The organism is Sulfobacillus thermosulfidooxidans DSM 9293 (assembly GCF_900176145.1).
Lineage (GTDB): Bacteria > Bacillota > Sulfobacillia > Sulfobacillales > Sulfobacillaceae > Sulfobacillus > Sulfobacillus thermosulfidooxidans.
In genome coordinates this window covers 1,946,237-1,972,199 of the sequence record NZ_FWWY01000001.1, presented here as the reverse complement: position 1 = coordinate 1,972,199, position 25,963 = coordinate 1,946,237, and the positions used below count along the sequence as shown (strand labels likewise).

The following is a 25,963-nucleotide window of genomic DNA, read 5'->3' as shown; positions in this document are numbered from 1 at the left end:
GGTCGTTTTTGTCCGGTCAAAATGTCTTTAAACCCTGAGCCCCATCATCATTTCTTGTGTGATGGTTCTGATTACCCGGCGTTAATCATGATAAATGTGCAAAACAGCCGCATTCGGTAGATCGATGCTGTGGATTTGGTCTAAGGACCAACCTTGTAAATGGCATAAGAGACTTTTTATGGCGAGACGATGGGAGACGATAATAAAGCGATCAAGACGTTCTTGATATTCATAAAAAGCTCCGACAATACGGTTTTGCAAATCTTTTAAACTCTCACCGTCAGGAAACCGAAAGGTCGAAGGGGACCGTTGGTATTGTTGCCATAAAGAGGTCTGTCCTAAACGGTCCTTAGACAGTCCTTGCCATACTCCGACATGAATTTCACGCAACCGGGCATCGGGCTGAATGCGTTGTCCAGGAGCCGCAAAGAGTTCTGCGGTATGTAATGCCCGTTTTAAATCACTGCTAAAAATGGGCCATGGTGGCAAGACGCCAGACAATTTCATAGCCTGGATTATCCCGTTATCTGATAAGGGGGCATCAGCCCATCCTTGCAGCACTTTTTTACGATTCAGTACAGTTTCCGCATGCCGAATTAAATAACATTCCATGGGCGGCCTCCTTTCAGATTTTTGAGTTTTTGCTACATTATCATGCCTCCCATGCGGGTTTCAATAGACAATTCGTCAATAGGGTCTCAATGAAGATGATCGCACCAAAAAGCCATTCCATAAATCTTTTCCACTTTGTGTCACATAAGGAAATTGTTGAATAGGATGCCTGTGAAGTCGATCTACGACAGGAGGTGTAGCATAGGTGAGCCACACGCATCACTGTAGGCGTCGCCGGCATTTTCCGATCGGCTTGCTTTTATTGCTGGTGTTATTGGAAGAACATCGTCATTCGTCATACACGTATTCTCGCTCACGTATGACGGTTTAGCTGGCATACCATAAGGAGGCGCCAATCATGAATCCATCTCAAAGTTGTTCATCGCATCATCATCACCATCATCGCCGTCATTTCCCGATTGACTTAGTCTTATTACTCTTATTGGTCGGAGAATTTCCTCGCAGCCGCAGTTCGCGTTCTTGCTCCTATTAAGACACCGACTCCATATCCTGCGAGAGAACCTGTCACATCATTTCCGGACCTTAGGACAGTACCCGGTAAAGTCCTAGGGTCCTGAGGTCCGGACCGAGTTGCGTTGGAGTCACATACCGACAATGTCGCATATACGAAATTGAGGAGGAATTGTAGGTGAATACATCCTGGGAAGAGTTATTGCCGCTTTTACTATTAGGTCAACGGCGTGATTTATTGCCTTTGTTATTTTTGTTGGGCGAACAAAATTCCTTTGGATCGAGTGAATCGGAAGAATCTAGCATTCCGTCGAGTTTTGACGCCTACTTATCCTCGCTGGTCGGGGACTATGTTCGCGTGAGTCTTTCTTCAGCCGTCGATAATGCTTCGACTTTGGTAGGCAATCTATACCAGGTAGCAAGTGACTTTATTGTCATGCGCGACGTGATTGCGGGCAGTGTAAGTCTTGGATTCCGCGATCAAGTGATCATACCGATTTCCAACCTGGTGGGCATTGACCGTCTGCCCTTCTTCGATCGCATCCTACCCTTGATTGGACGTTTCTCTTCGCAATCGTAATGCCGTTCTCTGGGGAGCTGGCTAGGAACCTAGGAATTCCTCCATAAGGGCTAGCTTTCCCCCCAGGGATCATTTCACACAGAATCCCTCTTCACTTAAATAGGTATTGGCGCAGAAGAGCTTGTAAATCAGGGCGATCTTTCACAAGCTGCGACAAATTGGAGGCTGAAGGCTCTTTAGGTGGTAAAGGATCAGAATGAGCGTGCAAAACATTTTCTAACTGTTCTAAGCTTTGAGCCAGCTGTACCAATGAGGCCGCCACGTCTCGTAACTGATGAATTAACTGAGACGGGTGCAAAGGCGTATTTTTGTCCGGATCTGGCGTCTTGGCACTTCTGTCCGCGGAATGACTAGCTGGCGGCGGGTTCACCGAGGCTGTGTCCTTGCTGGCGGAGGTTGAGGCGGTAAGGTCATTGGCATCCACCGGCCGCTCACTATGTTTGTCAACCTGACCCATGTCCAATGACGACGTCCACCGGGCTTGTAAGGGGCTGCGTTTTTCCATTTGGGCATGATCAGCACTATGAGCCCCGGAACCTTTTACCGATTCCTCACGACCTTTATCCATTATGCCATCAGTCCTTTCATACTTCCTTGATTATGTTAGCCCATGCCTTTATATGACTCTGAGCCAAAGGGGTATTGTCATGAGCGATTCTCGTTATCCACTGGAAATTGTCAAAGCCGCCGAATTTATTCGCCCCCAAGGTGCTGGCGGCTCTAAACCCTTATTATTGCGATTAGAAGATGGGCGTATTGTGCATGTTAAATTCCAACATAACCCGCAAACTACACGCAGCTTATCTAGCGACTTGATTGGCACCCTGTTAGGCCATGCCCTTGGTGTTCCCGTCCCTGAGGTGGTCTTAGTCGATGTATCCTGGGATCAATTGAGGGAAATGCCGTATCTGACCAAATATCGCTGGCAGCCAGGCTTACAGTTTGGCACACTCTATATTGCCGAAGCCCGTTCTCTCAAAAGAACCGATAGGATTGATGATTTATCAAATTGGTCCCAACTCCCGTTATGCGCGCTCTTTGAATCGTGGCTCTATAATCGCGACGTCAAATTTTCTCATATTTTACGGATTCCTCAAGGCCCATCGTCTCAATTCATCATCATTGACCATGGCTTCATCTTTCCTGGCGGTCCATTATGGTCAATTGAAAGTTTGCGACGCTACCGCCGCCAATTTCCTTTACCCTCTCCCCTAACCGCCATTGCTGAGGACATTCCCTGCCGCTTGACATTTGATTCCGCTTTAAACAAAATGCAATCTCTAACGTCATGGGATCTTAGGGAGATTGTCAATACCGTGCCTAAACAGTGGGGTCTGTCCGCTGAACGCAAAGAAGCTATTGTGGAGTTTCTGACTTACCGGCAAAAGAAATTGGAAAAAGTGGCCCAGCATTTAGAATGGCTGTACAATCACAACAAAAGTCTTAAAGAGGTTGTTCCCATTAAGGACGCGCCTTTGGAATCCCCTTCACTTTTAGCACAAGATGACTTTGATAGTCACCCACCCCAAGAAGACACGGATTCAGACTTAAACATCAATCCCAGTCAAAATGATGGATCTTATGCGCTGACTCAGCAAAACGAGAAGGCTTTGCCGCTTAGTGATATGAATACCTATAATCACGAAGACACAGACGAAGAAATCATCGCCAGCACACCCGTCAAGGGGGTATCCACTGACCATGGAGAGCAAGAATCCGATTAAAATCACCCGGCTTGATATGATCCACCATACCCTTAGCGTCGACTCGCTGCCTGTTGATTCGACCATCCCCGAATATCTCAGTCGGTTTCCCCCGTCCATGTGGCCTCACGTTATTTCATTAGCCCTGTCCGCCGGACTTCAACTGCTAGAAAAATTGGAACCGGATCACATCAACCAGCTTCAAAAATATCAACAGTTTGAACACATCCGCCAAATACTCGGCACACCTTCACCAGCTGCCATCAGTGAAGACGATATCCACCTCATGCAAACTCTATTGAGGCAAAAACTGAACGCCTTATGGGACAGCTGGCAACAAGATATGAATAGCCTTCTCGAAAATCATCTAAAATCCTGGGCCCACCACCCAAATCCTGAACATTCCCATAGACACCCATAGCCGCTCGGGCGCCCCCAGGTCATTGACACACCAGCTGAAAACCTCTATCTCTATGTATCAATATATGTTGATATATAGAGGAGGTTTGTGATGGATATTCGGGACGTGGCAAAAATTAAGGCGGATAAAACTTCCGACAAGGTTATCGTAGAATTGCCTGGTGTCAATAAAGAGGCGGTACAAGATCTCGTCAACGAATGCTCAGGCGGTTCCTGTTCATGTGGTGACGAAGAATTTCTCGCCAAAATTGATTCCTTTACCCTGCTCGAGGACGGGCAACACATCGAAATCCGTGGGCAAGTCACGGCCGACGAGGTCGCCAAGACCCTTAAAGACTGGAAAAAAGAAATTTAATCGAATGGATACGGGAGCCCAAAGGCTCCCTTTCATCATTGCGCTCCCTGATGGATTAACTGCACAGGGACAAAGCCGTGAAGACTATTAATAAACCAGATCTGATCACACTGCGCAAGCTGTTCTTTTAAAATATGCGCTTCTTGGATGATATGATGATCGAGCAACAAGGCGCGGTAGGTGCCCGCCAATAGTCCTGAGTCCTGGGCCGGAGTCAGGAGTTGACCCTGATATCGTACCACGATATTTCCCCGCGTAAATTCCGTCACTTCCCCCGCTTCGTTCCACAATACGTGATCGAAAAAGGGAGAATCGATGGGATGGACATGGTTATAAAAGTCTCTTTGCGTCGTCTTGTGGAAAAACAGGGGATTGCTCGACAAGATAGGCTCTGTTGCCCATGTCACTTTTTGCACCCCGGCAGGCACTGCGGTCCACGGTAGGACTTCATCAATGATATGTCCTTTGCCATCCATCATGAGGCGGACCCGCCATAGACCTTTTTGATAGGTGGTCCGAATCTTCTCTAAGACGCGCTGAAGTTCCTTGGGATCAAAAACCATGTGATAAAAGGCCGCGGCCGCCTTAAGCCGCTCTACATGATAGGACAACAGCCAAAATTGCCCATAATCAAGTCTTATCGTTTCCAACAGCGAAAATTGAGGCTGTCTTACCGTCAAAAACCGGGCCTTAGTCAGGAGTTCCTCATATTCGTCGTCGGGACGCGAGTCCCACGTAATACCGCCACCTGTCCCAAACATCGCGCGGTTTTTGTGCCTATCAATCCAAACGGTGCGAATCGCCACATTAAAGGTGGCTTCCCCCGACGGGCTCACGTAACCTAGAGACCCGCAGTAAATCTCACGAGGGGATGTTTCGAGTTGTTGGATGATTTGCATGCTACTCAACTTCGGTGCCCCTGTGATAGAACCCGACGGGAACAGCGCTTTTAGCACTTTAAGCCATGACACAGGTGAAGACATCTTTGCCCTAATTTCCGATGTCAGTTGCCAGACTGTGGGATAGGCTTCAGCCTGGCACAACGAGCGCACCTGGACACTTCCCAGCTCCGCAATACGCCCCAAATCATTTCGGAACAAATCCGTTATCATAATATTTTCCGCACGATTTTTCCTGGACTGCTCTAAGGCCATTTTCATCTGCTGATCTTCCGCGTAATAGCGGCCCCTCGGTGCGGTTCCCTTCATCGGTCGGGTGATGACATCATCATCTTTTAACGCGAAAAATAACTCGGGCGAAGCCGATAAAATGGCATGATCGTCCCATTCAATATATCCGCTATAAGGCGCTTTTTGCGCGTCCTTCAATGCCAGGTAGTAAGGCCAAGGATGACCCACAAAGGATGTATGAAGACGCACGGTGTAATTGATTTGATAAGTCAAACCTTGTTTAATAGCCTCTTTAACCTGGGCAATCTTCTGGCGATAAGAGGAGATATCTCCCGGGTGATCTATGACCCACTCGCCCACCTGATAATTCGCATGGTTGTCCTCGATATCCCAAAGTCCAGTGGGACCCTCAAAAATCCCAAAGCCCAATAACGGCAAAGCAACTTCAGGCGCCACGGAAGAAAAATAAGATGCATAGGTCCCGTCATCAATGAGCCCATAAGCCGCTTCGTAACTTAAAAATCCTGCAATCCAATATCCCTTGTGAGTCCATGACACAAGCTCTTCCAAGGCGGGCATCACGTCTTGATATTGATGGACAAAAATCACGTGAAGTGGATGGGTAAACATCAAGGGTTTATCCATATCACTGGGAAAATCGAGCCGTACCCGCATCAGCTTTCACCGCCATTTTATGTTGTCGACGCCCTTTTGTCCCGGCACGGTGAGGCTTTTTGGTCTCTCACGAGTTATTTTTTCCTTGTTCAGTGGCACAAGACGTGATCCACCCTAGGTCCGTGGAAAGGCATCACGCCCACTTTAAACGACAGCGACCATCCGCTCAAGAGGAATCAGAGCTTTTTCTCGCGTTGCGCTTGGCACTTTGACCTCATAACGGCCATAGCGCAGGGCATCGCGAATCTTTTCGAGCGAAATCATATTCATATACGGGCAGGCCGCTTCATCGTGGGCAGCAATAAATTCTTTGTCAGGATTTTCTTTGCGAAGGCGATGTAAGAGTCCCACTTCTGTCGCCACAATAAACGTACGGGCTTCGGAATTGCGAGCATAAGAAAGCATCCCATCCGTCGACAATACCAAGCCATGAGCCTCTTTTGGCGGTATCGCCAAGGCCCTGGTGGTACATCCACACTCGGGATGAATTAAAAGTTCAGCACCGGGATTTTGATGCACTTTTTTCAACATCGTCTCATTTTCAATGGCTGCATGAACATGACATTCCCCGTGCCACAAATGAATATTCTTCCGTCCTGTCATGCGAATAACGTGAGAACCAAGAAAGAAATCCGGTAAAAACAAAATGTCACGGTTTGGGTCAATCGCTTCCACAACTTTTACGGCATTGGCCGAGGTACAACAATAATCGGACAATGCTTTGATGCTGGCAGAGGTATTGACATAGGAGACGACCACAGCATCTGGATATTCTTGTTTCCATTTCAGCAGCTGTTCCTCAGTAATCGTGTCGGCTAGGGAACATCCCGCCTCCTTGTCCGGAATAAGCACCGTTTTATCCGGGCACAAAATCGATGCCGTTTCCGCCATGAAATAGACACCGGCCATAATCAGCACATCCGCAGAACTCTTTTGTGCCCAGCGAGCCAAAGCTAACGAATCTCCTAGAAAGTCGGCAATGTCTTGAATTGGACCGGGTTCATAATTATGGGCTAATATCACCGCGTTGTGCTGAGCTTTCAAATTCTGGATTTCTTCAATCAAAGTCTCTGTCCGTGTTTGTGCCATCATAACCTCCTATTTATCCCTAGACCTTGAGTCCCGTGTGACGCTTTTCACCACTGATCGGCAAGCCAATTAACCCACTGCCAACTGCCGAAAATGGGTACCTTGCTGTTTTTGATGAACCAGGTGCCCGACCCATTTGGGATCACTGCGCGGTACATCTGAACGGTAGTGGGCTCCACGACTTTCTTTGCGCGAGTAGGCGGACTTAGCAATCAGAAGAGACAATGCCAAGATCCAATGAGGGCGAGATTCATGCATTTCCTGCAACCGTTTAAGACCTAAAGCCATTTTTTCCGGGCAGCGGATAACCCCAAAATATTCATCCATGAGGTCCCCTAATTGTTCGAGGATTTCGGAATCGGAAATGCGTGATGCAGCAGGGGGCACAAGATGAGGGAGTCTTATCGACACCGAGGTGACGTTTTTCGTGTATTGGGCAATACGCCTTGCAAACACAAGGGCTTCTAATAGCGAGTTGGATGCTAGGCGATTAGCCCCATGCACGCCAGTACACGCCACTTCGCCGACCGCATAAAGGCCAGGAATACTGCTTTGGCCAACATGATCGGTCCGGATGCCCCCCATGGAAAAATGGGCACCCGCCGCCACCGGCAAATGATCATGCGCTAAATCAAATCCGCGTTGTGCGACAAGCTCCGCTAATTTTCCAAAATGATTATAGACCTCGGTAGCATTGAGATGTTGCAGTGTCAGAAATGCTTGCGTCTGTTTGTATACAGCCCGGGCGACCTCGTCACGACCCGCTAATTCTTGACCCGGATGATCCTTCATGAAACGCTCTCCGTGTTCATTGATTAAATGCGCGCCAAACCCGCGTAAGGCCTCGGTTAGCAACAACGCATCACCCCGGTCTATCCCAGGTTCCGATAAGACAGTGGGATGAAACTGCAAAAATTCTAAATCCACAAGTTCTGCCCCGGCTTCATAGGCTAACCACAATCCCTGGCCAATGGACTCCTTCGAATTCGTCGTGTACCGCCATAAGGCGCCGTAGCCACCGGTGGCTAAAACGGTTACCGGAGCGAGCACCGGAAGATAATCTGAGGCACTTGTCCGAATCCAACTCCCCAGGCAATATCCATTTGAATCCACGATGAGTTGTTCGGCCCGTCCCTCTAACCATTGAATGCGGGGATGGTGAGAGGCTTGTTCATACAGATATTGGCCAATGGCTCGGCCCGTTAGACTACCGGGCGCATGAAGAATGCGGGACTGGCGGTGCCCTGCTTCCCGGCCTAATTCAGGCTGAAGAGAACCGGGTGACATCTGAAAAATGCCGGCCTCAATTAAAGGGCGCACCACATCAGGCCCCTCTTGGACAAGAATGCGCACAGCCCCCGGATCGGCCAGACCCCTTGTCACCGTTAGCGTGTCTTCTAGATGATACCGCCAATGATCATCAGGACCCAGTGCTACGGCCACGCCTCCTTGCGCCCGGTATGTACTCCCGTGTTTCCAGCCCTGAGAGGGCGCACAGAGAAGCACATCGTGAAATTGCGCCATTTCTAGTGCCGTGGCCAAACCGCCAATGCCTGCCCCAATCACCAGGGCATCAACGTTCATCCTCTCACCTCCCAGTCTGCTCCAATATCCACGTAGGGCGCTGAATGCGTGATATAACCCAGCGAAATCGCATCAACCCCCGTCTCGGCCATTTCGCGTAAATTGGCTGGGTTAATGCCTCCCGATGCTTCCACAAACACTCGGTGATTAATGTATAAAACGGCTTGACGTACCTCTTCCACCGACATGTTGTCTAATAAAATGCCATCCACCTGCGCTGCTAAAACCTCGGGTATTTGATCAAGCCTGTCAACTTCCACTTCAATAAACATGCCGTGTGGGGCGTGCCGGCGAATGTCATGCAACGCATTGGCCATTCCACCTTTTGCCGCCACATGGTTGTCTTTGACCAAAATGGCATCATATAGACCAAACCGGTGATTGTGACCTCCGCCTACTTTGACAGCATATTTCTCATAAATCCTTTGCCCGGGACGGGTCTTGCGGGTGTCTAGAATTTTGACGGGTAAATCTGAGATTTTGTCCACCATATCCCGGGTGATGGTGGCTATGCCGCTTAGCCACGTCAACACATTGAGGACCACCCGCTCACCCATTAATAGGGATTGCACAGGTCCCTTAACGGATGCCACAACATCCTGTGGCTGACACTTCTCTCCCTCCTGGCGGTACAAGCAAATGCTGACAGCGGGATTTAACTGATCATAAACGGCTTGGATAATGGGTAATCCGCAAATCACCAGTTCTTGACGCGCGGTAAAGTTCATTGTCCCTTGCAAATCTTTTGGTATAGTGAGCTCGGTCGTGATGTCGCCATGCCCAACATCTTCTTCTAAGCCTTGTTGCGCCAATTTGTGCCAGGCCTGTATCAACATGTATTCCCTCCGCGCGTGAAATCATTTATCTATATATAACACCTGTCATGACACCTGTAGTTTAAACGAAGAAACGTCTTGGTGACAAGACATAATTTGACGAGCGGAGTCTTTGTCGATTTGTTCACCGCTTAGGTGTTGCCGTATTGATGGCAATCAAAAGACATGCAACAGCAAAAAAGTATGATATAGTGAAGGAGTGATTTTTTTATTGAACGGAAAATGTCTGCATTTTACGTCAACGTTAAATTAAGAAAAGAGGGATCCGGCTTGCCAATTACCGCTTCACGCAGCAAGGTTTGGATTGTCATCGCGATCTTATTAGCGATGTTTCTGTCGGCTCTGGACATGACGATTGTTGGCACCGCGATGCCTAGCATTATTAATGATCTCCATGGGGTCGCGATTTATGGATGGGTCTTTTCGGCATATCTTTTGACCTCTACCACACCGGTGCCCATTTACAGCAAACTGGCCGATATGTATGGACGCAAAACCGTCTTCTTAGCGGGGACGTTCATTTTCACCTTGGGTTCTGTGCTGTCCGGCTTGTCGCAAAGTATGCCCGAACTCATCCTTTTCCGTGCCCTACAAGGGCTCGGAGCCGCCGGCGTCCTTCCCGTGGCTTTAACGATTGTCGGAGATCTTTTTACATTAGAACAACGTGCCAAGGTCCAAGGGTTATTCTCCGCCGTCTGGGGTTTGTCGGCCATTATTGGTCCGTTAATTGGCGCTTGGATTGTCGAAAATGCCAGTTGGCGCTGGGTTTTTGAAATCAATCTACCTGTGGGCATTGTGGCCATGATTATCTTAATTACCACATTTCATGAAACCGTGGAAAAGAAAGTGCATAAACTCGACACTCTGGGAACAATTCTGCTCACCATCGGTGTCACCGGGTTCTTAATCGGATTAATGCAAACGTCGTGGCACTTGCCTCTTCGCTTGGTCTTTATGGGGCTTGGGGTCCTGATCACATGGAGTTTTTTGCGTGTGGAACGTTCCGCGCAAGAACCGATTTTACCCTTACCTTTGTTCCGCCAGCCATTTGTGTTTTTCAGCACCGGGGTCAATTTATTTGCCGGCATGTTGCTATTTGGATTGATTTCGTTTGTGCCGCTGTTTGTGCAAAGCGTCGAATTCGGAACAGCTTCGGCGGCGGGACGGGCCATTACACCCATGTTAGTGGGATGGCCCATCGCCGCTATGGCGTCTAGCAGACTGATTGTGCGTTCAGGATACCGCCCGGTGGCTGTCATTGGCGGGCTCTTATTGGTCGGTGGTTCGGTGTTCATGGCCATCACTGCCATTCCCCAAAATTTCGTGGTTCTCGCCAGTACATTGGTTATCGGAACCGGCCTCGGTCTATCGTTGACGAGCTTACTTATTGGTTTACAAAGTCAAGTTCCCTGGGATTTGCGCGGAGTGGTAACCGGGAGCACACAGTTTTTCCGTACGATTGGTGGATCTATTGGCGTAGCCTTAATGGGCACGTTAATCAATCTGCCAAAGAGTCAGCATTTGACCGCCAATCAAGCCACCCAACTCCTATTAAATCCGGCCAAGCGCCACACGTTATCCCCATCCGTAAAAGCTCTAGCCCGGCATTTAACCGCCTTAGGATTACATCACGCGTTTGAAATGGCGTTGGGATTTGCGCTCTTAACTTTTTTGAGCACCTGGCTTTTGCCAAGACAATCTAAAGATGCTAAACAATCTCAGATAAGTTCCTCATCCGCCTTACAGCAAGATGCCTAATGAAGATGCATTGGATTAGGATGTTGTTGGCATAAGAAGAGACTATAGTCATGTTGTCATTATTATCCTGTGATGACGAAAAATGCTTAGATCGGGTATGGTCGAACCTTAATGGTTAGACAATACAGCATGTTGGCCTAAAAAGCGGTTAAGCCACCGTGCTACCGGACTACCGTACAAAGGAGATTTATCATGATCGTCGTCTTTGATGCCTACGGCACATTATGGGATGTCACTCAAATTCAAAGGGAATGCGAACGATTCACAGACCCGGAGAACGCCCAAAGGCTTTTGAGCTTATGGCGCCAAAAGCAGTTGGAATACGCATTTTTACGGACCATAATGCACCAATATGTCCCCTTTGACCAAATTACTCACGATGCATTAGTGTATAGCTTGCAGTATTTTCACCTGTCCTTATCTCGGGCGGAACAAAATGATTTGGAACATGCCTGGTGGAATCCCGTTGCCTTTAATGATGCCCTTCCGACTTTGAACGCATTGAAGGCTTTATCACATCAGCCTATCATTTTGTCCAATGGAACACCCTTAATGTTGCAAGAAGGCGTAAAGGCCACGCAAATGCAAGCTGTCCTTGATGAGGTGTTAAGTGTGGACCTCACCCAACACTATAAGCCTCATCCTGAAGCTTATAACCTGGTTGTGACCCAATTTAACCAAGCGCCCTCGCAAGTGGTTTTTGTTTCATCTAATGGCTGGGACATCGCCGGAGCCAGCCATTTTGGATTTCATACGATTTGGATTAACCGCTTGTACTTACCGGCGGAAGAATTAGGCATACGGCCCAAGGCCATAACGTCATCATTAAGTGAATTGCCTGCAACACTGCCCACTTTATAGAGAAAATAGGAGTTCCGATTTCGGAGCTCTTATTTTCTCACTGAACACCATTCTTCACCCTACCCCGCAATTAACCGATATGGATACTTTGCGCGATCGTCGACAGCCACGCTTCATGTTTTTGGGGAACCTGCATGGACACTTCTACCCATCCCTGTCCCGGCCATTTGACATAAATGGTTTGAGAGACTCTCTTCCCCTCAGGAATAATGGGTGTACCAAAAGTGCTAGGGCCTAAAGCGTCAGAAATGCTCGACGGTTTGTGCGCCACCACATCCATACTGACCTGCCCTTTTTTATTTCCCCATTGCCAAGCCCCCGGACTGGATAACTCGACCGTATCGAGCACCGTAGGAAGGCTCAACCCTAATGTGGTGCCATGATAGACATTCTGAACGCTGACAAAGTTCTGAGCTTGCGACGATGGTTGTGCCGATGGACTCGGACTGGGGTTCTGGGATGGACTCGGACTGGGCGAGGGACTTGGACTCGGTGAGGGACTTGGACTCGGAGACGAAGAGGGAGAGGGTGACGGAGAAGATTGAGATACCGGTGGCGAAGAATGCTGATGTGACTGTGACAGAGAGGACTTCTTGAAAGAGCCTGTGGTTGCGACCTTTTGAGACTGGTTGCCGATAACGAACGCTGCCACCACCCCCAATGCCAGTCCTACCAATACAAATGGCCACCGGGGAAGACGTTTCGTGGGGCGCCCGCTCCGTAAAGAGGTGGCGGTCGGTTTTGTCAGTTTATAACCGCAGTACCGGCAAAAACGATCCTCACTACGTACCAACTGATGGCATTTTGGGCATAAGGGCTGATCCGAACCACTATGCTGACTCAACTCGTATTCCTCCTCACAAATTCCCCGAGACCCTTATCAAATATCCATGCCTTTCTTATCCATGCCTTTCATTGTAGCAAGTCGCCTCCGAATGAAAAGCTGTAATTTTAACCATGTCACCAGCCCGATTTTAAAGTGCAGTTGCGCCCCGTTGTCAAAAAACATGCCTCGTCGTGTGCTTTTATCTCCTTGGTTTTTTCTGCATGATTTTCCACAAAAAAATTTTTTGGACCGTGATTACCAAACTCCATTTTTTTCGTCTTTAGGATAAAACCGAAAAGGAGCCGTGTCTGGTGATTGCTGAAATGAAGAACAACCGTCCACATCCACTGTCGTGGCGCTTATGGGGTTTATTATTGTTAGTCGCGATGGTCTGGCTCATTGAAGCCTATGACATTGGGTTAACCGGAACAGTTTTGCCATCGTTGAAGGCCCAGTGGCACTTGAGTGCCTGGCAAAGCAGTGCGGTCGTTTCTGCTCCGACACTGGGCGTAGCCTTAGGCGTATTCCCCGCAGGGGTTTTAGCGGATAAATTGGGACGCAAGACCATTTTGCAAGTTGCATTGCTCTATTATACGACACTCACCGTCCTCACTGGTTTGTCGGACAATTGGACAATGTTTGTCATCCTGCGCTTTTTAGCGGGTCTGGGATTAGGAGCGACCTTTCCTATCCCCTATACGCTTTTTGCCGAATTGGCACCGTCACATGCGCGAGGGCGATCCGCCGGCATTCTGGATGCCTTTTTATCCATTGGCTATTTCACTAGTCCCTTTCTAGCATCGTGGATCATTCCCTATGGAGGGCCTGGAGGTTGGCGCCAAATGTTTTATCTGGGCGCATTTGGCTATCTGGTTTTAATTGCGATTATGCGGTTTGTCCCTGAATCGCCCATTTGGCTCTCACAAGCCAGGTCTACTGTGATCCCATCCTCCAAAAAACTCTGGTCTCCAAGTTTCAGACGGCAAACCGCCATGCTTTGGATTGCCTTCCCTGCTGTGCTGCTGCTGTTTTATGTGATTATGAACTTTATGCCGTCGCTGCTTCTAAAAGAAGGATTTAGCGCCCACCAAGCCCTCTTGTTCGCCAGCCTCATCATGGCCGCATCCATTCCTGGCAAACTCATCGAATCATGGCTCGTCGAACGGATTGGACGGAAACCGCTGTTGATTAGCTTTACTCTTTTCGCTGGATTGTTTGCCTTGCTCTTCAGCCATCTTCACCAGTTTTCCGAAATTATCATGGCGGGTATGGCTCTTTCATTCTTTGGCATTGCTGTCGATCCCGCGATGAAAATTTTCACCGCGGAACAATATCCGACAGCCATTCGAGCCAAAGGCGTGGGAGCCGCTGAGGCGGTTGCCAGACTCCTGGGCGGGGCCTTAGCTCCATTTATCTTAGAGCAGGCCTTAAGTTCTTCCGGTATTCAAGGCACCTTGATTTTTACTGCGGTCGTCACCTGGTTAGGCACATTGGCTTTAAGTCTGTGGGCTAAAGAAACCCGGTTCGTTGCTCTCGGGTAACGAACCCGGAATCCCACGTGCCAAAAATATGGAACCAAAAGACCTTAACCCATCAAAAAACTGAGAGGGAGCAAGCACATGACGCTAAATAACTGGGCGGTAAACAGGTGGAAGACGTTACCCGATTTAACCCAGCCGTTTTTAGTTTGTGATGACACCATAAGAACCTATGAACAGGTGGGGCTTGAAATCGAACGAATTCATCGTCTCTTGAAACAGCACCACATCAAATCGTACCAAGCCATCGGGCTCAGTAGTTCCTCGCCCTGCCATTTTGCTGTGGCGCTTTTAGCCTTGTTAGCCTGGGATCTTGTGGTAGTTCCGTTAAATCCCAAAGCTCCTCGGGAAGAATGGCAGCGTCAATTGAAAGAGGCTCACTGCGGAGTGTGGCTTCATGATGACAAAGACCAGGTCGTTAACTCCCGTTGGACATTAGAATCCGAGATCAAAGACGCTGAAGAACCCTGGCAAGACAATTTTAGTGGGATGATTCTTTTTACTTCTGGTTCAACGGGACACCCCAAAACCGTAGGGTTGGCACAAGACCAACTATGGGAACAAGCGCTCACCGTGAAAATAACCCATCACTTAACGGAAGATTCCCGCGGGTATTCACCTCTCCCTCTTTTTCATGTGAATGCACCCGTCATCGCGCTGTTTTCCACCTTGTTAGCTGGGGGTACCCTAATTTTAGATCCGTTTAACCGGCAGACCTTTTGGCATACAGTGCAAAAACAGGACGTGAACTGGATCAATGCCGTTCCCACAATTTTAACCATATTATCGCACCAAGCCCATCAGCTGCCCATCAACCATTCCTCTCACCACGCGTCCCTTCGCTTTATTCGCTCGGCTTCCGCGCCTTTAGGTCATGTTCTTTTAGAACGCATCGAAGAGCAATTTGGCGTTCCCGTCATCGAAAGTTATGGAATGACAGAAGCTTGCGGTCCTATCACCGTTAACTCAGGCCCGTGGCCACAAAGAGGGCCTGCTGGTTCCGTGGGTCGCCCCAAAAATATTATGGTGCGCTTGATTAATTCTGAAGTATGGATTAAGGGTGGTCCCGTCATCCGACCTCACCTTCCCATGAACGCCTGGGCTCTATCCGAAATGACAGGGGGATGGTATCACACGGGCGATCTCGGGCATTTTGATGAGGACGGGTATTTATATCTCGACGGGCGTGTCAAAGACGTTATTAAACGGGGAGGCGAGAGCATTTTTCCCCGTGAAGTGGAAGAAATTCTTTACAAGGACAAACACGTACAAGAATGTGTGGTGGTAGGCCGTCCCCATCCCGTTTTGGGGGAAGAACCCGTGGCCTATATTGTGTCATCGGATCCGGGAATTGAAGAGGCTCTTAGGGCGTTATCGGCCCAACATTTAAGCCCTTACAAGCGTCCTGTCGCCTATCACTTTGTGGAGACCTTACCCAAAAATGCAACAGGGAAAATTCAGCGCCGGATGCTGGTGAAAGAAGGGCAGCACGCATGAAATCTCAACGGTTAATGGCGGTTGATATGGTTCGGGGTTTAACGATATTAGGGGTCATTATGGTCCATGCAACCTGGTTTACCAGCGAAGGGCGCACACTTCCCAGTGCCTATGTGCTCACCCTTTTACATTTTACTCGAGAAGTCTTTATGGCTATTACGGGGCTGGTCTTAACGCAAGCCATGTTGAACCGGCCCACCTCCTGGCAAAAATTTTTCCGCAAGCGTTATCCCATTATCGGCATACCCTATATTTTATGGAGTCTTATTTATGTCGTCAGGACTTTAGGATGGCAACATCCTGGGCTTGTTATCACCACGACTCTTTCGGATTTGCCCACGGGTAATGCTGCATTTGATCTCTATTATTTGTTGATTACTATCCAATTTTATACGATCTTCCCGGTGTTTTTTTGGATGATTCGCCGCTACCGGGAGAGACCCTGGCGCCTTTGGACGACAGTGTTTATCTTCGAACTGCTTCTAATGGCTTATGATGCCTATGGTTTGGGACCTCACCCTCAAGGCATCAATCACTACACGGGTCTTGAAGTCTGGACTTATAGCCTCTATTTTGTCTCCGGCGGATTATTGGCCACATCATGGGAAAACGTGTCCCAATATTTACGGCAGCACCGTTTGATTATTGCGAGCGGGTGGGGATTAAGTTGGATGATGCTCACGGGCGTCTTTTTATGGACAGCCCAGCATAAAAATTTGATGACGGCACAAAGCGTGTTGCAGCCCGCCATGGTACCTTATTCGATTATGACCTTTATCCTTTTGCTTGTCGCTGGACAAATGATTACCGAAGCCGTCAAATGGGGCTGGGTGTCACGGCTATTAAGGCAGTTTTCTACGTTCTCCCTCGGCATTTACTTAATTCATCCCATGATTTTAGAGCCTTTAGCCTCATGGGCATCGACCCAAATGCCGTGGCCAATCGCCGACATTTTCAGCGTCATCGTGACAGCCAGCGTCTCTTTAGGCATTATTAGAATGATATCGCGAACAAGGCTGGGGTTATGGCTCACCGGTCGTTCTACGGCGCCATCTCCAAAACGGGCACCGGTTCCAGCCTTGCCATAAAGGCGAGGTGATTTTCGCGAAAGCTGTAAACAAGTTATCCGTTGCGCATCCCGCCAGCGAAGAAGAACTGGTGGAATTTGTTGAGCAGATTGCACCTAAACTTTTCCGTTTTGCCTGGGCGACGATTCGCGATTACTCCTTGGCCGAAGACATCGTTCAGGAGTGTTTAGCCCGTTATGTGGTATACCGGGACAAACACCATGGGAAATCGCCGCCTTTGCGTTGGTTCTTTACGGTGGTAGCCCATTTATGCATGGATGTATTTCGTCAAAAGCGGCAAGAGGTGCAATTATTTGACCAGCTCAGCCTCTCGAAATCCGGTCATGCCGAAATTTCCGACGATAATCAGGAATTATCGGTTTTGTGGGATGCCATCGCCCAATTGAAACCCAAAGACCGGATGGCCATTGTTTTAGTGTATTATCATGACTTACCGTTAAAAGAAGCCGCCGCCATTTTAGGAACGACTCCAACCTTTTTAAAAACAAAATTGGCACGGTTACGCAAACGGCTACGAAATGAGGTGGCAGAACATGACGAGAAAATCTGACGAGTGGGAAGAAAAAATTCGCATGGCCCTCCATCAACATCTGGATGCCATGCCAATTCCGGAATTTCATGCGGTCAAAGCCCCCAAATCCCGTCCGTTTTGGGCGTCATGGTCTTTGACCGTGGGCAGTGTGGCTGTGGCCGGGGCTTTTGTTCTTAGTGTATGGGCTCCGTGGTCACATCATGCATCCCCACCCTCGACGCAGTTACAAGGCGCCGCCAAAATTCTCAATTTTGCCATACCCTTTCTTAAGGGCCACCGTCAGCCGGTTATCCCCGTGCCCTCCTTCTTGCCTTTTAACGAGACGTTGAGTGCGACGGGCATGATTCCCGTCGTGCGAGCGGGAGTGAGCCACCTGCCCGTGTTAGATTCCATGCCCAAAGATACGCATACCCGAGTGAATTATTGGATCGGAGTGAGTGAAAAAGCCGCGCGGCCCGAGGTCGCTTCCAAGGTTACCTCCGCCAATTTCTCTTACTTTGCGAAACAAAGCCCGTGGCTTATGGTGACGGCCAGCCAATATCCGTTATGGCCGCATCCCCATATTGTGCACCAATTTGGACAAACCTTCTGGCTTTGGCCGGATTTAGGGCATGATAAAGCCGTCGCTTGGCCGCATAACCACAAAATTTATACGATTTTGGTCTCTCAAATGAGCGTGAGCAATCAAGAATTACTATGGATGGCACATTCCATGTCTCAAAATCGCTTAAGCCAAGCCGAACCGTTTACCCTTCAGGAAAACATTGTCATGAAAACCGCTCATTCCTTAAGCGTGAAAGATATTAAAGTGGTTGAAGTGCCTGTTAAAGATCACCAGCAGCTCACTTATGCCACCAAGGTCCAGTCCCATATTTCCCCATTACCACGCAAATTGCCCTCGAACGAGCAATTAATTATTAGTCAATGCCATATTCCCATCTACCTGCCACCGGTTCACCCACGCACCGGAACTTATTATATGAGCGTGGATAGTTGGGTCAATCCAGGCGGCTATGAAATTTCGTGGTATAAAACCCTCAAACCCCTGCCTGAGAACGTGGCTGTCCCCGCCACACTCTCTCCTCAAATTATTTTCAAAGCCGGAGATGTGGCTCCAGTGACTTCATCGCCCGGGATTTCTGTCTCCGCGATTACCCTTGCGGGTGCTCCCCACATCCATGCTGTTGCCGAGCGAATGATTGGCAAAGAAGCTTATGCCGTGTATGCTCCCAGTGTCACCCGTGCTCTTTATCTCATCACCCATCTTGTACCACAGTCCCATTAATCGCGGGTCACCCTCTTAAACTGAATCGCAACGGATCCAGTTTTGTCCGTTGCCGACTTCATCTCTTTGAGCCATAATCGACATAGTGTAATGTGTTCGGAGCCCACAAAAAAGTTTTTGCGATAGAACCTTTGAGCTCTCGGATGGTATTTTGCGGGACACAAATTTTTCGGAAAACATTTGCCGTGTCAAGGAGGGTTTATGATTCTTGTCGATTCCTGAGTTATTAGCGTATTCAGCGGGTTTAGTCACCGCCTTTAATCCCTGTGGGGTCGCATTGTTGCCATCCTATTTATTGTATCTGCTTTCAGGACGTGTAAATCCTGGTCACTGGAAATGGACAGGGGGAATCAAAGCCGGGCTGTTAACGTCATTCGGTGTCGTGGTGATTTTTGGAGTGGCCAGTCTTGTGCTCTCATTGATTGGTCATATCTTGTTTCAAATCGTCCCGATTTTTTCATTGTTGATGGCCTTATTTCTAATCATTCTCGCCATTTTTACCTGGCGGGGATCCCTAACGTTTGGCACCATTCCCGGTACAAAAGCGTTAAGTGGATTACAACGCACTTTTGAACGGGGTAGTGCTCCCGCCTTTATCGCTTACGGACTGAGTTATGGCATGGTTTCCCTAACCTGTAGCCTTCCTGTTTTTATGGTAGTGGTGAGTGAAAGCCTCAACCATCCTGGCACATCGGCAGTGACCGTGTATGGAGCATTTGCCCTGGGCGTAGCCACTGTCATTACCGGATTATCGACCGTGACCGCCATCACCCGCAGCGTGGTCGAACGGGTGATCAATCAAATTACACCGATGGTGCAAAAGCTCAGTGCGGTGATTATGGTTGCTGCCGCCTTCTATCTGGGTTGGTACTGGCTTCTTGGTCCCGGCCTGTCAACGGTCTTTTCTTAAAGCAAGTAAAGTGGAGGTTTTCCGTTATGCGTAAAACAACTTTATGGTCAATTTCTTTGGGAATTCTCGCTGTCTTAATGGCGGTCGGCTTTGCCGTGTACAAAGCCGTGTCGTCCGTTCATATTGCTGCAGCCAACCCAAATTCGGTATCGACACCACCCAGTCAACCAGCGTCCGTCGATCCAGGTGCTCCCATCAAGGATATTCCTGCCCCCAATTTTCTGTTGACTAATCAATTTGGCCAGCCGTTCTCCATGCAATCATTTCGTGGAAAAGTTGTAGTTATGGGCTTTGTCAATAGTGCGGGCAACACCGTCAGTCCCTTGATGGCCGTCATTATGCGTAACGTCCAATATGACCTGGGTTCCCATAAAAATCAAGTGGCCTTTGTCGCTATTAATGCCAATCCGGTAACGACCTCAACACAAGATGTTTACCAATTTTCAAAGGCCAATCATATGCTTCATAACTGGCAATTTCTCACGGGTACGCCAAGCGAACTGACGTCGGTATGGCATCACTATTTTATGCAGACCCAAATTATTCACGGTTCCTTAATCAGTCATACCCCAGGGGTTTTTGTCATTGGCCCTCATGGACATGAACATTGGGTCTATTTGAATTCGCCGAGCACCTCCACCAAAGCCATTGGAGCGCAGGTCCATAATATTCTTGAGCACGTGGTCCCTTTACTTCCGGGCCATCCGGCTTTGACGATTCCCCCAGCCCGTGAACTCGCTTATTATCCCACCACCATTGGTCCCTCCGAGAGCGTCAACCGTTCATTTACCCTTCCCGCCATCATGCCAGGGGGAAAGAGTGGCTCAGTGAGTGTAGGTTCTGGTAGCCCTATTCGCCTTCTCGATTTCTTTGCTACCTGGTGTCCTGATTGCCAAGAAGAAATGCCCACCCTCGCTCATCTTGAACGCTGGGATAAAAGCCATCCCCAGTATCCGCAGGTTGTGGCAATTGATTTACGTTTATCGGAATCCTCGACAGCCCATGTGGTGGCCTATGCGAACCGCCTTCATCTGCCCTTTCCCGTCGCCCTCGACAATCATGGCAAAATCTCCGACTTGTACGGCGTCTCTGGGATCCCAACGCAAGTGTTAGTTTCTTCATCGGGTCGAATTCTGTGGTATCATGAGGGCCTGATTTCTTGGAATGCATTGATTCAAGATATTCGTGCCCATTTGCCAGCGACAAAGTCCGCATCATAACGGAGGAAAAGGGGCAGTTTCCAAAAAAGATCTTGTTCTGAATGGTATGCTTCTCCCCGCCTGGTGATATAAGTTTAAATCCCCGTCCACCAAAAAACCTCAAGGGACGGGGATTTGCTTACAAATCATATCTTCTATACGTGCTAGACATCTGTGCAACATCTGTCCCAGGAAGACATCTATACATAGTCGACATCATAACGATGCCCCAACATAGGCTCCATCTTTCAACACAGGAATCACGGTGCTCACATTGCATTCACTAGCGATCAAGACGTCAGCGGTAAAACCTTTGACCGTGAGTTCTCGACCGGATGACGACTGCATGATGATGTTTGACAAATTCGCTTGGGCGTTTTGAAAAGCCCAGGCCGCAACCTGAGCTTCCACAGACAGTGCCCAGGGATCTAATTGACTCAAAATGGCCCCCGCTCCCAGAAAATCTTCAAGCGCCGGCCGTAAACGGCCGTTAGGCCATTGTTCCCCGCATGCGATCACACTAATCGTCTCATGGGCATAATGACGCTTGATGAAAGCCGCGACCTGGCTAGCGTTGCGTAGACAGCCGGCTATGACTAAAGCCCCGTTTTCTTGTGCGAGCACTGTACACGTTGAGCCATTTGGCGATGGCAAAACAATCCGCGATTGGGAAGGCAGCGACAATAATGAACTCGGAGACAACGAGAATCCCTGGCCACGCTTGTCGGCTAACAAGGCATGAATAGATTGAGCAAATGCCGAAGCTGATTGGTCGTGGTACCGATACGGAAAAACCATGGCATCTTTTGACACGGCGATATCCACGGAGGTGCAAAAAGATAACACATCCACAATAACCACCACGCCTGAGAGAGGTGCTAAACGGTCAACACCTTCTGGTCCCCACTCAAAGCGAATCGGATAGGCGCTTTGAGAAAACATATCGTCGTTTATCGAAATCCCCTCCCCCGAGGTTCTCGGATAAGACATGAATCAACCTGGGTGATTTAGTGTACGTTAAAAGGGAGCTTCCTCGGGCCACTGCTGTTGAATCATCTGCTGTTGCGCCTTTTTCCAGCGCTCCACTTGTTCGGCTACGGGAATTCCCGCCCAGCCATTTTGCTGCCAATAATCCGTGCCGGGTAGACCCGTCGTCTTACTGACGACCATGGCCGTCAAATCCCCATAACCATGTTCCAGACACCATTTTTCAATGATGTCTAGCACCTGAGGCACTTGGCGGTAGGGATGAAGTCCTCCCAAAAGTTCTCCTAGTTCTCCATAGGTGAGGGTTTGTTGGGCAAACAGACGTTTCACCAAAATCGGCCACGCCCTTCTTGCATATTCTCGAAAGTCCATACTTCCTAACGACGAGGGCAATTCTACGAACATATAATCGATCTGATGCGGTGCCAACCATAGCCAGGCGTCATCTTTTGTGGGCATGTTCTGAGGCAAGACAATTTGCGCTTCACTCATTGCCCTCACCATGTCTGACTTCTCGGAGATTGCCACGAGCCATCCTCCACTGGCTGGATGAACCCGGGCACGAAATGCCAAAGATGCGCCACGAAGCTTAATGGTGGCATAGACAGGCCGGAAGCCTTCGAGATATTGCTGTAACGCTTCTGTTAAAATCGCCGAAACACTTTCCCCCGTCGCAAGGGACTCAGCCTGTTCCCATAAGGGCATATCGGTGTCACGAATGTAAATCGTTTTCTTTGGCACACTATGTCCTCCTCGTGCAATATGTCTTGTATTATACCTCTGATACCGAGATTTTCTGCTTCATCCATTGTCAGCGGGTCCTTTACGAACCGGTGTGTTAATTCATATGGCCATGCACGCGGCAGACGCTCTTGGAGCGCCTTTCATCTTTGATGCCACGCGTTCTCATTCTTACAGGCGACGGCACCGAATCCCTTGAGGTCATGTATCCATTTCAACGATTTCAAGAAGAAGGTTATGATGTCGACATTGCGGCTTCCAGTAAAAAGGTTCTCGAAACCGTCCTACATGATTTGAACCGGGGTTTGACAACACCTGGGTACCGTATTGAAGCCCCCATCGCCTTCAAAGATGTGCGTCCCGAGGAATATGTTGCCGTCGTTATCCCAGGTGAACGTGCCCCCGAGTATATTCGCAATGACCCGGATTTTGTCATTTTTTTCAGACCGAAAAACCCGTCGCTCAAATTTGTCATGCACCGATCGCTTTAGCCGCGGCCCATGTTATGACCGGCAGAACATCGGCCACTTACCCGGCCTTGAAATCTGATGTAGAGGCCACTGGCGCTCGGTTTGTTGACGGAGCCGCCGTCATTGATGGCCGTATGGTCTCAGCGCGGGCTTGGCCTGATCACCCCCAGTGGATGCGGGCTTTTATGAACATGCTCAAAGAGAAAGCTCCCGTAATCCCTTTGCCATGCCGTCTTGCGACTTACCTGCAGTTCTCGGCTCAATTGGCTGGGAAAACGCCTTCTTTGACGTCATTATGACGCCCATGATATTTCGAAATGGCTAGGATGCTATGCCCTGGAATTGGACCAGATATGTCAAATGGCCCTGGTAAAACAACACCAGGGCCATTTGCGATTTTTGTTCTATCCGGCACTTTTTAGCCAGCAACATCACCATCCCGCTCGCACACGGGTTTTTGCACCATTAGACCTATTGCCTGGTAATAAACAAGGGACTGGTAAAGACTCTGTGATCATCTTGTTGACGAGCACGCAGATAAATTCCATTTAGGCCCGGGTGCAGGGCCACCTGAAGATGTCCCCTGATATCTCGTGGCAGTTCTTGCTCGGTGAGTTGCTCCACAACCAGTTTGAGTCCTATTCCCCCCACCTCAAACGATACCGATCCCTTATGAGTTTCGAGCATTTCCCCATTAACATGCAAGTCAATGGTCGTACCCCCATTAAAATTAGGAATCTCAACGTGAATGGCAAAATCCATGCGTTTGACATCATTCACCCAAAATTCAATGCCATCGGCATCACCAAAGGTATCCGTATCAAAGCGCATACGACGCGGTCCCTCCGATGCCACAATTTTGGCTGGATGATCGAGTCCCCAAGGAGCATAACGCTCGACATGCCCTCGTTTAATGTCAATGGTTCCACGCCACGTTGCCCAGCGGTAGCGATCAAAGATTCTCGCTCCTTCCCAACGGATGAATACGCTTGGAACTGAGTCCCAGGTCATGGTGAAGATCACGCTCTAGAAGCCGCGTCACTCCGTTAAAGATCTCAATGTATTCCCATCCCTGATTACCCAAGAGTTGATATTCCACGTCCACCGCATCATCACGGGTCTCCCACTCATCGCCTTGGACGTATGTTCCACACCGCATTAGCGCAACCACATGTTCTCCCGTCGTGGCCCATGTGTGCCGATCTCTCAAGGCTTTGGCGACCGCCTTTTTGGTCAGTTCCGGTGCTAGTACGCCTGTTAATCCCCCTTTGGTGCCAAAAACTGCCGTGCCCGGCACACCGCCTCCACAACGTCCGCGATGTTCATCACCGTTAGCTGCCACCCCCAATTTATAGCCCCGGCGCATGGCATCTTCCAACAACCAGGGAAAGGAACCCCACGCCGAATGGACTTCAACCAATCGATCTAAAGGCTCATAATACCAGTCGAGATTGCACCGTCTTCCTCCCACATGGGGCATCAGTAAATAGTTATCGGGATCACTAGCATAAGCCTCATATAATTTGTCAATAGGCCATGCTTCTGGCATGGGAATACTCTCCCGTAAATGTTCATGCCATTCCACCCCTCGCACCATATCCGCTTTGTCACCCAAATAGACAACATTATGATCTCCCCCGGCAGCTGAATTACCACACCATTCGATACCCGGGAAGCAAATGAATTGATGATCTTGGCTAAAAGCATTGGCTAGCTGCACATCTTGGGCCCAGTCGGCATCAGTAATTTGAAAATCATTGGCGGTATAGCCTAAAATATCTAATCCTGCAACATCCCGACCATAACTAAAGTTATATTCGGTGGAATTAGTTCCTACCGTGTGATTACTGTGAACGTGCAGGTCAGCAAAATATGCGCGCGGCACGGGACAGGTGGGATCGACAAGAAGATAGATGGGAGTGGCCTCAAGACTTTGGTTCTCCATTTCATAGCGGGCTGAGATTTGGTATTCACCCACCGCCTTTACCGGAAGCATTACACGTGTTGTGCTCCATCCCTTTTCCGATAATTTTACTGGCATCTCTTGGGTTTCATGGTCATGATGGACAAAAATCGAGAGGGGTCCACTTTCATCCGTACAGGTATTGCCCCAATGATCTTCAAGACGGGCAAGAACCGGAATCGACGCATCCGGGCGACTCCAACGCGGACCCGTTAACACCACCTTTTCAGGGGGGCCGGAGACAATGTCAAAAACCACATCACCAATTTCTGCAAACCGCGAGGTGCCGAGAACATCTACGTAGGCACGCATTCTAAAGTCTTTTTCAACAAAAGTTTGAATGCGCGTGCCGGGGCCGCCAAAGCGGCGATCACCCAAGCGAATGATAATATGATCGCCGGGTTTAAGATATCCATCGACGACGTGTACAACCACCGCTTTTTGATAGGGACGCTCATGGCCTTTAACCAAGTACTCGACTTTCAAATCTCTGACGGTACTTTGACTTTGTCCCGGCAAGGGATCACACAGCACGTATTCCGCGCTTAAATAATTGGCGCCACTCGGATCATGAGTTTGGAACGGGGCCCAATCCGAATAAAACTTAAAGGTCAGTTTCAACCACCCACTATCGGCAATACCAGAGGCCCCTACTTCATAATCCACGACGATTTCCTGATAACTTCCGGCGATAAGAGATTCCACACGGGAATCAAGACGCCCTAAAAAGGGCAATCCCCGGTCTGTACCTTTCGGTCCTACTAATCCTGGCAAAGATTCAGAAACCCCCGTGGACGTTGTGAGTTCCATCGTTTTTTTCAGTGAAGACATCTTTGTTCCCTCCTAAATTTAT

General features: G+C 49.0%; 25 protein-coding genes and 1 pseudogene. 15 read left to right on the top strand and 11 right to left on the bottom strand.

Going from position 1 to position 25,963, the window contains the following annotated elements; translation table 11 throughout:
* Positions 1-81: 81 nt before the first annotated feature.
* The gene (locus B8987_RS09880; RefSeq protein WP_084661410.1) at positions 82-612 is read right to left on the bottom strand and encodes a histidine phosphatase family protein; all 531 of its coding nucleotides are present in this window, start codon (positions 610-612) and stop codon (positions 82-84) included.
* A 358-nt stretch (positions 613-970) separates the two neighbouring features.
* Here B8987_RS09880 and B8987_RS20140 point away from each other — a divergent pair, with 358 nt between their 5' ends.
* Both B8987_RS20140 and B8987_RS09875 read left to right on the top strand, forming a co-directional pair.
* On the top strand, positions 971-1,105 hold the full coding sequence (locus tag B8987_RS20140) for a hypothetical protein (protein ID WP_020375972.1): 135 nt from the start codon (positions 971-973) through the stop codon (positions 1,103-1,105).
* 156 nt (positions 1,106-1,261) lie between these two features.
* A complete protein-coding gene (locus B8987_RS09875; protein ID WP_084661409.1) occupies positions 1,262-1,663 on the top strand; it encodes a hypothetical protein in 402 nt (133 codons plus the stop codon).
* A 91-nt stretch (positions 1,664-1,754) separates the two neighbouring features.
* Here the strand turns inward: B8987_RS09875 and B8987_RS09870 are convergent, their stop codons facing one another.
* On the bottom strand, positions 1,755-2,231 hold the full coding sequence (locus tag B8987_RS09870) for a hypothetical protein (protein WP_084661408.1): 477 nt from the start codon (positions 2,229-2,231) through the stop codon (positions 1,755-1,757).
* Positions 2,232-2,310: 79 nt separating this feature from the next.
* Between B8987_RS09870 and B8987_RS09865 the strand changes: the two genes are divergently transcribed.
* The 3 genes from B8987_RS09865 to B8987_RS09855 all read left to right on the top strand — a co-directional run bounded on the left by B8987_RS09865 (position 2,311) and on the right by B8987_RS09855 (position 4,141).
* A complete protein-coding gene (locus B8987_RS09865; protein WP_084661407.1) occupies positions 2,311-3,387 on the top strand; it encodes a HipA family kinase in 1,077 nt (358 codons plus the stop codon).
* Positions 3,365-3,787 carry a hypothetical protein gene (locus tag B8987_RS09860; protein WP_084661406.1) on the top strand — a complete coding sequence of 141 codons (423 nt, stop codon included), beginning with the start codon at positions 3,365-3,367 and terminating at the stop codon, positions 3,785-3,787. Before B8987_RS09865 ends, B8987_RS09860 begins: the two co-directional genes overlap by 23 nt.
* 90 nt (positions 3,788-3,877) lie before the next feature.
* Entirely contained in the window at positions 3,878-4,141 is a 264-nt protein-coding gene (locus tag B8987_RS09855) for a hypothetical protein (RefSeq protein WP_076006516.1), read from the top strand.
* Positions 4,142-4,176: 35 nt separating this feature from the next.
* Here the strand turns inward: B8987_RS09855 and pabB are convergent, their stop codons facing one another.
* From pabB to nadC, 4 genes are all read right to left on the bottom strand, one after another.
* Complete coding sequence (gene pabB / locus B8987_RS09850; RefSeq protein WP_084661405.1) at positions 4,177-5,946, bottom strand: aminodeoxychorismate synthase component I; 1,770 nt, start codon at positions 5,944-5,946, stop codon at positions 4,177-4,179.
* Positions 5,947-6,090: 144 nt separating this feature from the next.
* A complete protein-coding gene (gene nadA / locus B8987_RS09845; RefSeq protein WP_242823861.1) occupies positions 6,091-7,038 on the bottom strand; it encodes a quinolinate synthase NadA in 948 nt (315 codons plus the stop codon).
* Between the two features lie 66 nt (positions 7,039-7,104).
* Positions 7,105-8,619 carry an L-aspartate oxidase gene (locus B8987_RS09840; RefSeq protein ID WP_084661404.1) on the bottom strand — a complete coding sequence of 505 codons (1,515 nt, stop codon included), beginning with the start codon at positions 8,617-8,619 and terminating at the stop codon, positions 7,105-7,107.
* Positions 8,616-9,455: a carboxylating nicotinate-nucleotide diphosphorylase gene (nadC, locus tag B8987_RS09835; RefSeq protein WP_084661403.1), complete on the bottom strand. Its 840-nt coding sequence runs from the start codon at positions 9,453-9,455 to the stop codon at positions 8,616-8,618. The genes B8987_RS09840 and nadC overlap by 4 nt, the downstream gene beginning before the upstream one ends.
* A gap of 270 nt (positions 9,456-9,725) precedes the next feature.
* On the opposite strand from nadC, the gene B8987_RS09830 reads away from it, so the two are divergent.
* Complete coding sequence (locus B8987_RS09830; RefSeq protein WP_242940656.1) at positions 9,726-11,213, top strand: MDR family MFS transporter; 1,488 nt, start codon at positions 9,726-9,728, stop codon at positions 11,211-11,213.
* Positions 11,214-11,405: 192 nt separating this feature from the next.
* A complete protein-coding gene (locus tag B8987_RS09825) occupies positions 11,406-12,074 on the top strand; it encodes a haloacid dehalogenase type II (RefSeq protein WP_084661401.1) in 669 nt (222 codons plus the stop codon).
* Positions 12,075-12,144: 70 nt separating this feature from the next.
* Here B8987_RS09825 and B8987_RS19640 read toward each other — a convergent pair whose 3' ends face one another.
* Complete coding sequence (locus tag B8987_RS19640) at positions 12,145-12,918, bottom strand: zinc ribbon domain-containing protein (protein WP_084661400.1); 774 nt, start codon at positions 12,916-12,918, stop codon at positions 12,145-12,147.
* Positions 12,919-13,211: 293 nt separating this feature from the next.
* Here B8987_RS19640 and B8987_RS09815 point away from each other — a divergent pair, with 293 nt between their 5' ends.
* From B8987_RS09815 to B8987_RS09785, 7 genes are all read left to right on the top strand, one after another.
* The gene (locus B8987_RS09815) at positions 13,212-14,441 is read left to right on the top strand and encodes an MFS transporter (protein ID WP_139793520.1); all 1,230 of its coding nucleotides are present in this window, start codon (positions 13,212-13,214) and stop codon (positions 14,439-14,441) included.
* A gap of 78 nt (positions 14,442-14,519) precedes the next feature.
* A complete protein-coding gene (locus B8987_RS09810; protein ID WP_084661399.1) occupies positions 14,520-15,935 on the top strand; it encodes an AMP-binding protein in 1,416 nt (471 codons plus the stop codon).
* Positions 15,932-17,023: an acyltransferase gene (locus tag B8987_RS09805; RefSeq protein WP_084661398.1), complete on the top strand. Its 1,092-nt coding sequence runs from the start codon at positions 15,932-15,934 to the stop codon at positions 17,021-17,023. Before B8987_RS09810 ends, B8987_RS09805 begins: the two co-directional genes overlap by 4 nt.
* A 7-nt stretch (positions 17,024-17,030) precedes the next feature.
* Positions 17,031-17,573: an RNA polymerase sigma factor gene (locus B8987_RS09800; protein WP_084661397.1), complete on the top strand. Its 543-nt coding sequence runs from the start codon at positions 17,031-17,033 to the stop codon at positions 17,571-17,573.
* Entirely contained in the window at positions 17,557-18,840 is a 1,284-nt protein-coding gene (locus B8987_RS09795) for a hypothetical protein (RefSeq protein ID WP_084661396.1), read from the top strand. Before B8987_RS09800 ends, B8987_RS09795 begins: the two co-directional genes overlap by 17 nt.
* 208 nt (positions 18,841-19,048) lie before the next feature.
* Positions 19,049-19,750 (top strand): cytochrome c biogenesis protein CcdA, encoded by a 702-nt coding sequence (locus tag B8987_RS09790; protein ID WP_084661395.1) that lies wholly within the window; start codon positions 19,049-19,051, stop codon positions 19,748-19,750.
* Positions 19,751-19,776: 26 nt separating this feature from the next.
* Positions 19,777-20,970, top strand: a complete 1,194-nt coding sequence (locus tag B8987_RS09785; RefSeq protein WP_084661394.1) for a TlpA family protein disulfide reductase — start codon at positions 19,777-19,779, stop codon at positions 20,968-20,970.
* Between the two features lie 195 nt (positions 20,971-21,165).
* Here B8987_RS09785 and B8987_RS09780 read toward each other — a convergent pair whose 3' ends face one another.
* Together B8987_RS09780 and B8987_RS09775 are read right to left on the bottom strand one after the other, a co-directional pair.
* Entirely contained in the window at positions 21,166-21,939 is a 774-nt protein-coding gene (locus B8987_RS09780; protein ID WP_084661393.1) for a 2-phosphosulfolactate phosphatase, read from the bottom strand.
* A gap of 27 nt (positions 21,940-21,966) precedes the next feature.
* A complete protein-coding gene (locus B8987_RS09775) occupies positions 21,967-22,677 on the bottom strand; it encodes a hypothetical protein (protein ID WP_084661392.1) in 711 nt (236 codons plus the stop codon).
* Between the two features lie 152 nt (positions 22,678-22,829).
* Between B8987_RS09775 and B8987_RS09770 the strand changes: the two are divergent.
* Positions 22,830-23,446: pseudogene (locus tag B8987_RS09770) on the top strand (DJ-1/PfpI family protein).
* 172 nt (positions 23,447-23,618) lie between these two features.
* Here B8987_RS09770 and B8987_RS09765 read toward each other — a convergent pair.
* Together B8987_RS09765 and B8987_RS09760 are read right to left on the bottom strand one after the other, a co-directional pair.
* A complete protein-coding gene (locus B8987_RS09765; protein ID WP_139793518.1) occupies positions 23,619-24,158 on the bottom strand; it encodes a hypothetical protein in 540 nt (179 codons plus the stop codon).
* Positions 24,100-25,941, bottom strand: coding sequence for a PHP domain-containing protein (locus B8987_RS09760; protein WP_084661390.1), 1,842 nt, complete (start codon positions 25,939-25,941; stop codon positions 24,100-24,102). Before B8987_RS09760 ends, B8987_RS09765 begins: the two co-directional genes overlap by 59 nt.
* Between the last annotated feature and the right edge of the window lie 22 nt (positions 25,942-25,963).

What these genes read in the sequence shown, in the direction of transcription:
- B8987_RS09880 (WP_084661410.1), bottom strand. Translation starts at nt 612, where the DNA reads ATGGAATGTTATTTAATTCGGCATGCGGAAACTGTACTGAATCGTAAA.
- nadC (WP_084661403.1), bottom strand. Translation starts at nt 9,455, where the DNA reads ATGTTGATACAGGCCTGGCACAAATTGGCGCAACAAGGCTTAGAAGAA.
- B8987_RS09795 (WP_084661396.1), top strand. Translation starts at nt 17,557, where the DNA reads ATGACGAGAAAATCTGACGAGTGGGAAGAAAAAATTCGCATGGCCCTC.
- B8987_RS09840 (WP_084661404.1), bottom strand. Translation starts at nt 8,619, where the DNA reads ATGAACGTTGATGCCCTGGTGATTGGGGCAGGCATTGGCGGTTTGGCC.
- B8987_RS09780 (WP_084661393.1), bottom strand. Translation starts at nt 21,939, where the DNA reads ATGTCTTATCCGAGAACCTCGGGGGAGGGGATTTCGATAAACGACGAT.
- nadA (WP_242823861.1), bottom strand. Translation starts at nt 7,038, where the DNA reads ATGATGGCACAAACACGGACAGAGACTTTGATTGAAGAAATCCAGAAT.
- B8987_RS09870 (WP_084661408.1), bottom strand. Translation starts at nt 2,231, where the DNA reads ATGGATAAAGGTCGTGAGGAATCGGTAAAAGGTTCCGGGGCTCATAGT.
- pabB (WP_084661405.1), bottom strand. Translation starts at nt 5,946, where the DNA reads ATGCGGGTACGGCTCGATTTTCCCAGTGATATGGATAAACCCTTGATG.
- B8987_RS09760 (WP_084661390.1), bottom strand. Translation starts at nt 25,941, where the DNA reads ATGTCTTCACTGAAAAAAACGATGGAACTCACAACGTCCACGGGGGTT.
- B8987_RS09860 (WP_084661406.1), top strand. Translation starts at nt 3,365, where the DNA reads ATGGAGAGCAAGAATCCGATTAAAATCACCCGGCTTGATATGATCCAC.
- B8987_RS09765 (WP_139793518.1), bottom strand. Translation starts at nt 24,158, where the DNA reads ATGACCTGGGACTCAGTTCCAAGCGTATTCATCCGTTGGGAAGGAGCG.
- B8987_RS09825 (WP_084661401.1), top strand. Translation starts at nt 11,406, where the DNA reads ATGATCGTCGTCTTTGATGCCTACGGCACATTATGGGATGTCACTCAA.
- B8987_RS09855 (WP_076006516.1), top strand. Translation starts at nt 3,878, where the DNA reads ATGGATATTCGGGACGTGGCAAAAATTAAGGCGGATAAAACTTCCGAC.
- B8987_RS20140 (WP_020375972.1), top strand. Translation starts at nt 971, where the DNA reads ATGAATCCATCTCAAAGTTGTTCATCGCATCATCATCACCATCATCGC.
- B8987_RS09810 (WP_084661399.1), top strand. Translation starts at nt 14,520, where the DNA reads ATGACGCTAAATAACTGGGCGGTAAACAGGTGGAAGACGTTACCCGAT.
- B8987_RS09805 (WP_084661398.1), top strand. Translation starts at nt 15,932, where the DNA reads ATGAAATCTCAACGGTTAATGGCGGTTGATATGGTTCGGGGTTTAACG.
- B8987_RS09785 (WP_084661394.1), top strand. Translation starts at nt 19,777, where the DNA reads ATGCGTAAAACAACTTTATGGTCAATTTCTTTGGGAATTCTCGCTGTC.
- B8987_RS09865 (WP_084661407.1), top strand. Translation starts at nt 2,311, where the DNA reads ATGAGCGATTCTCGTTATCCACTGGAAATTGTCAAAGCCGCCGAATTT.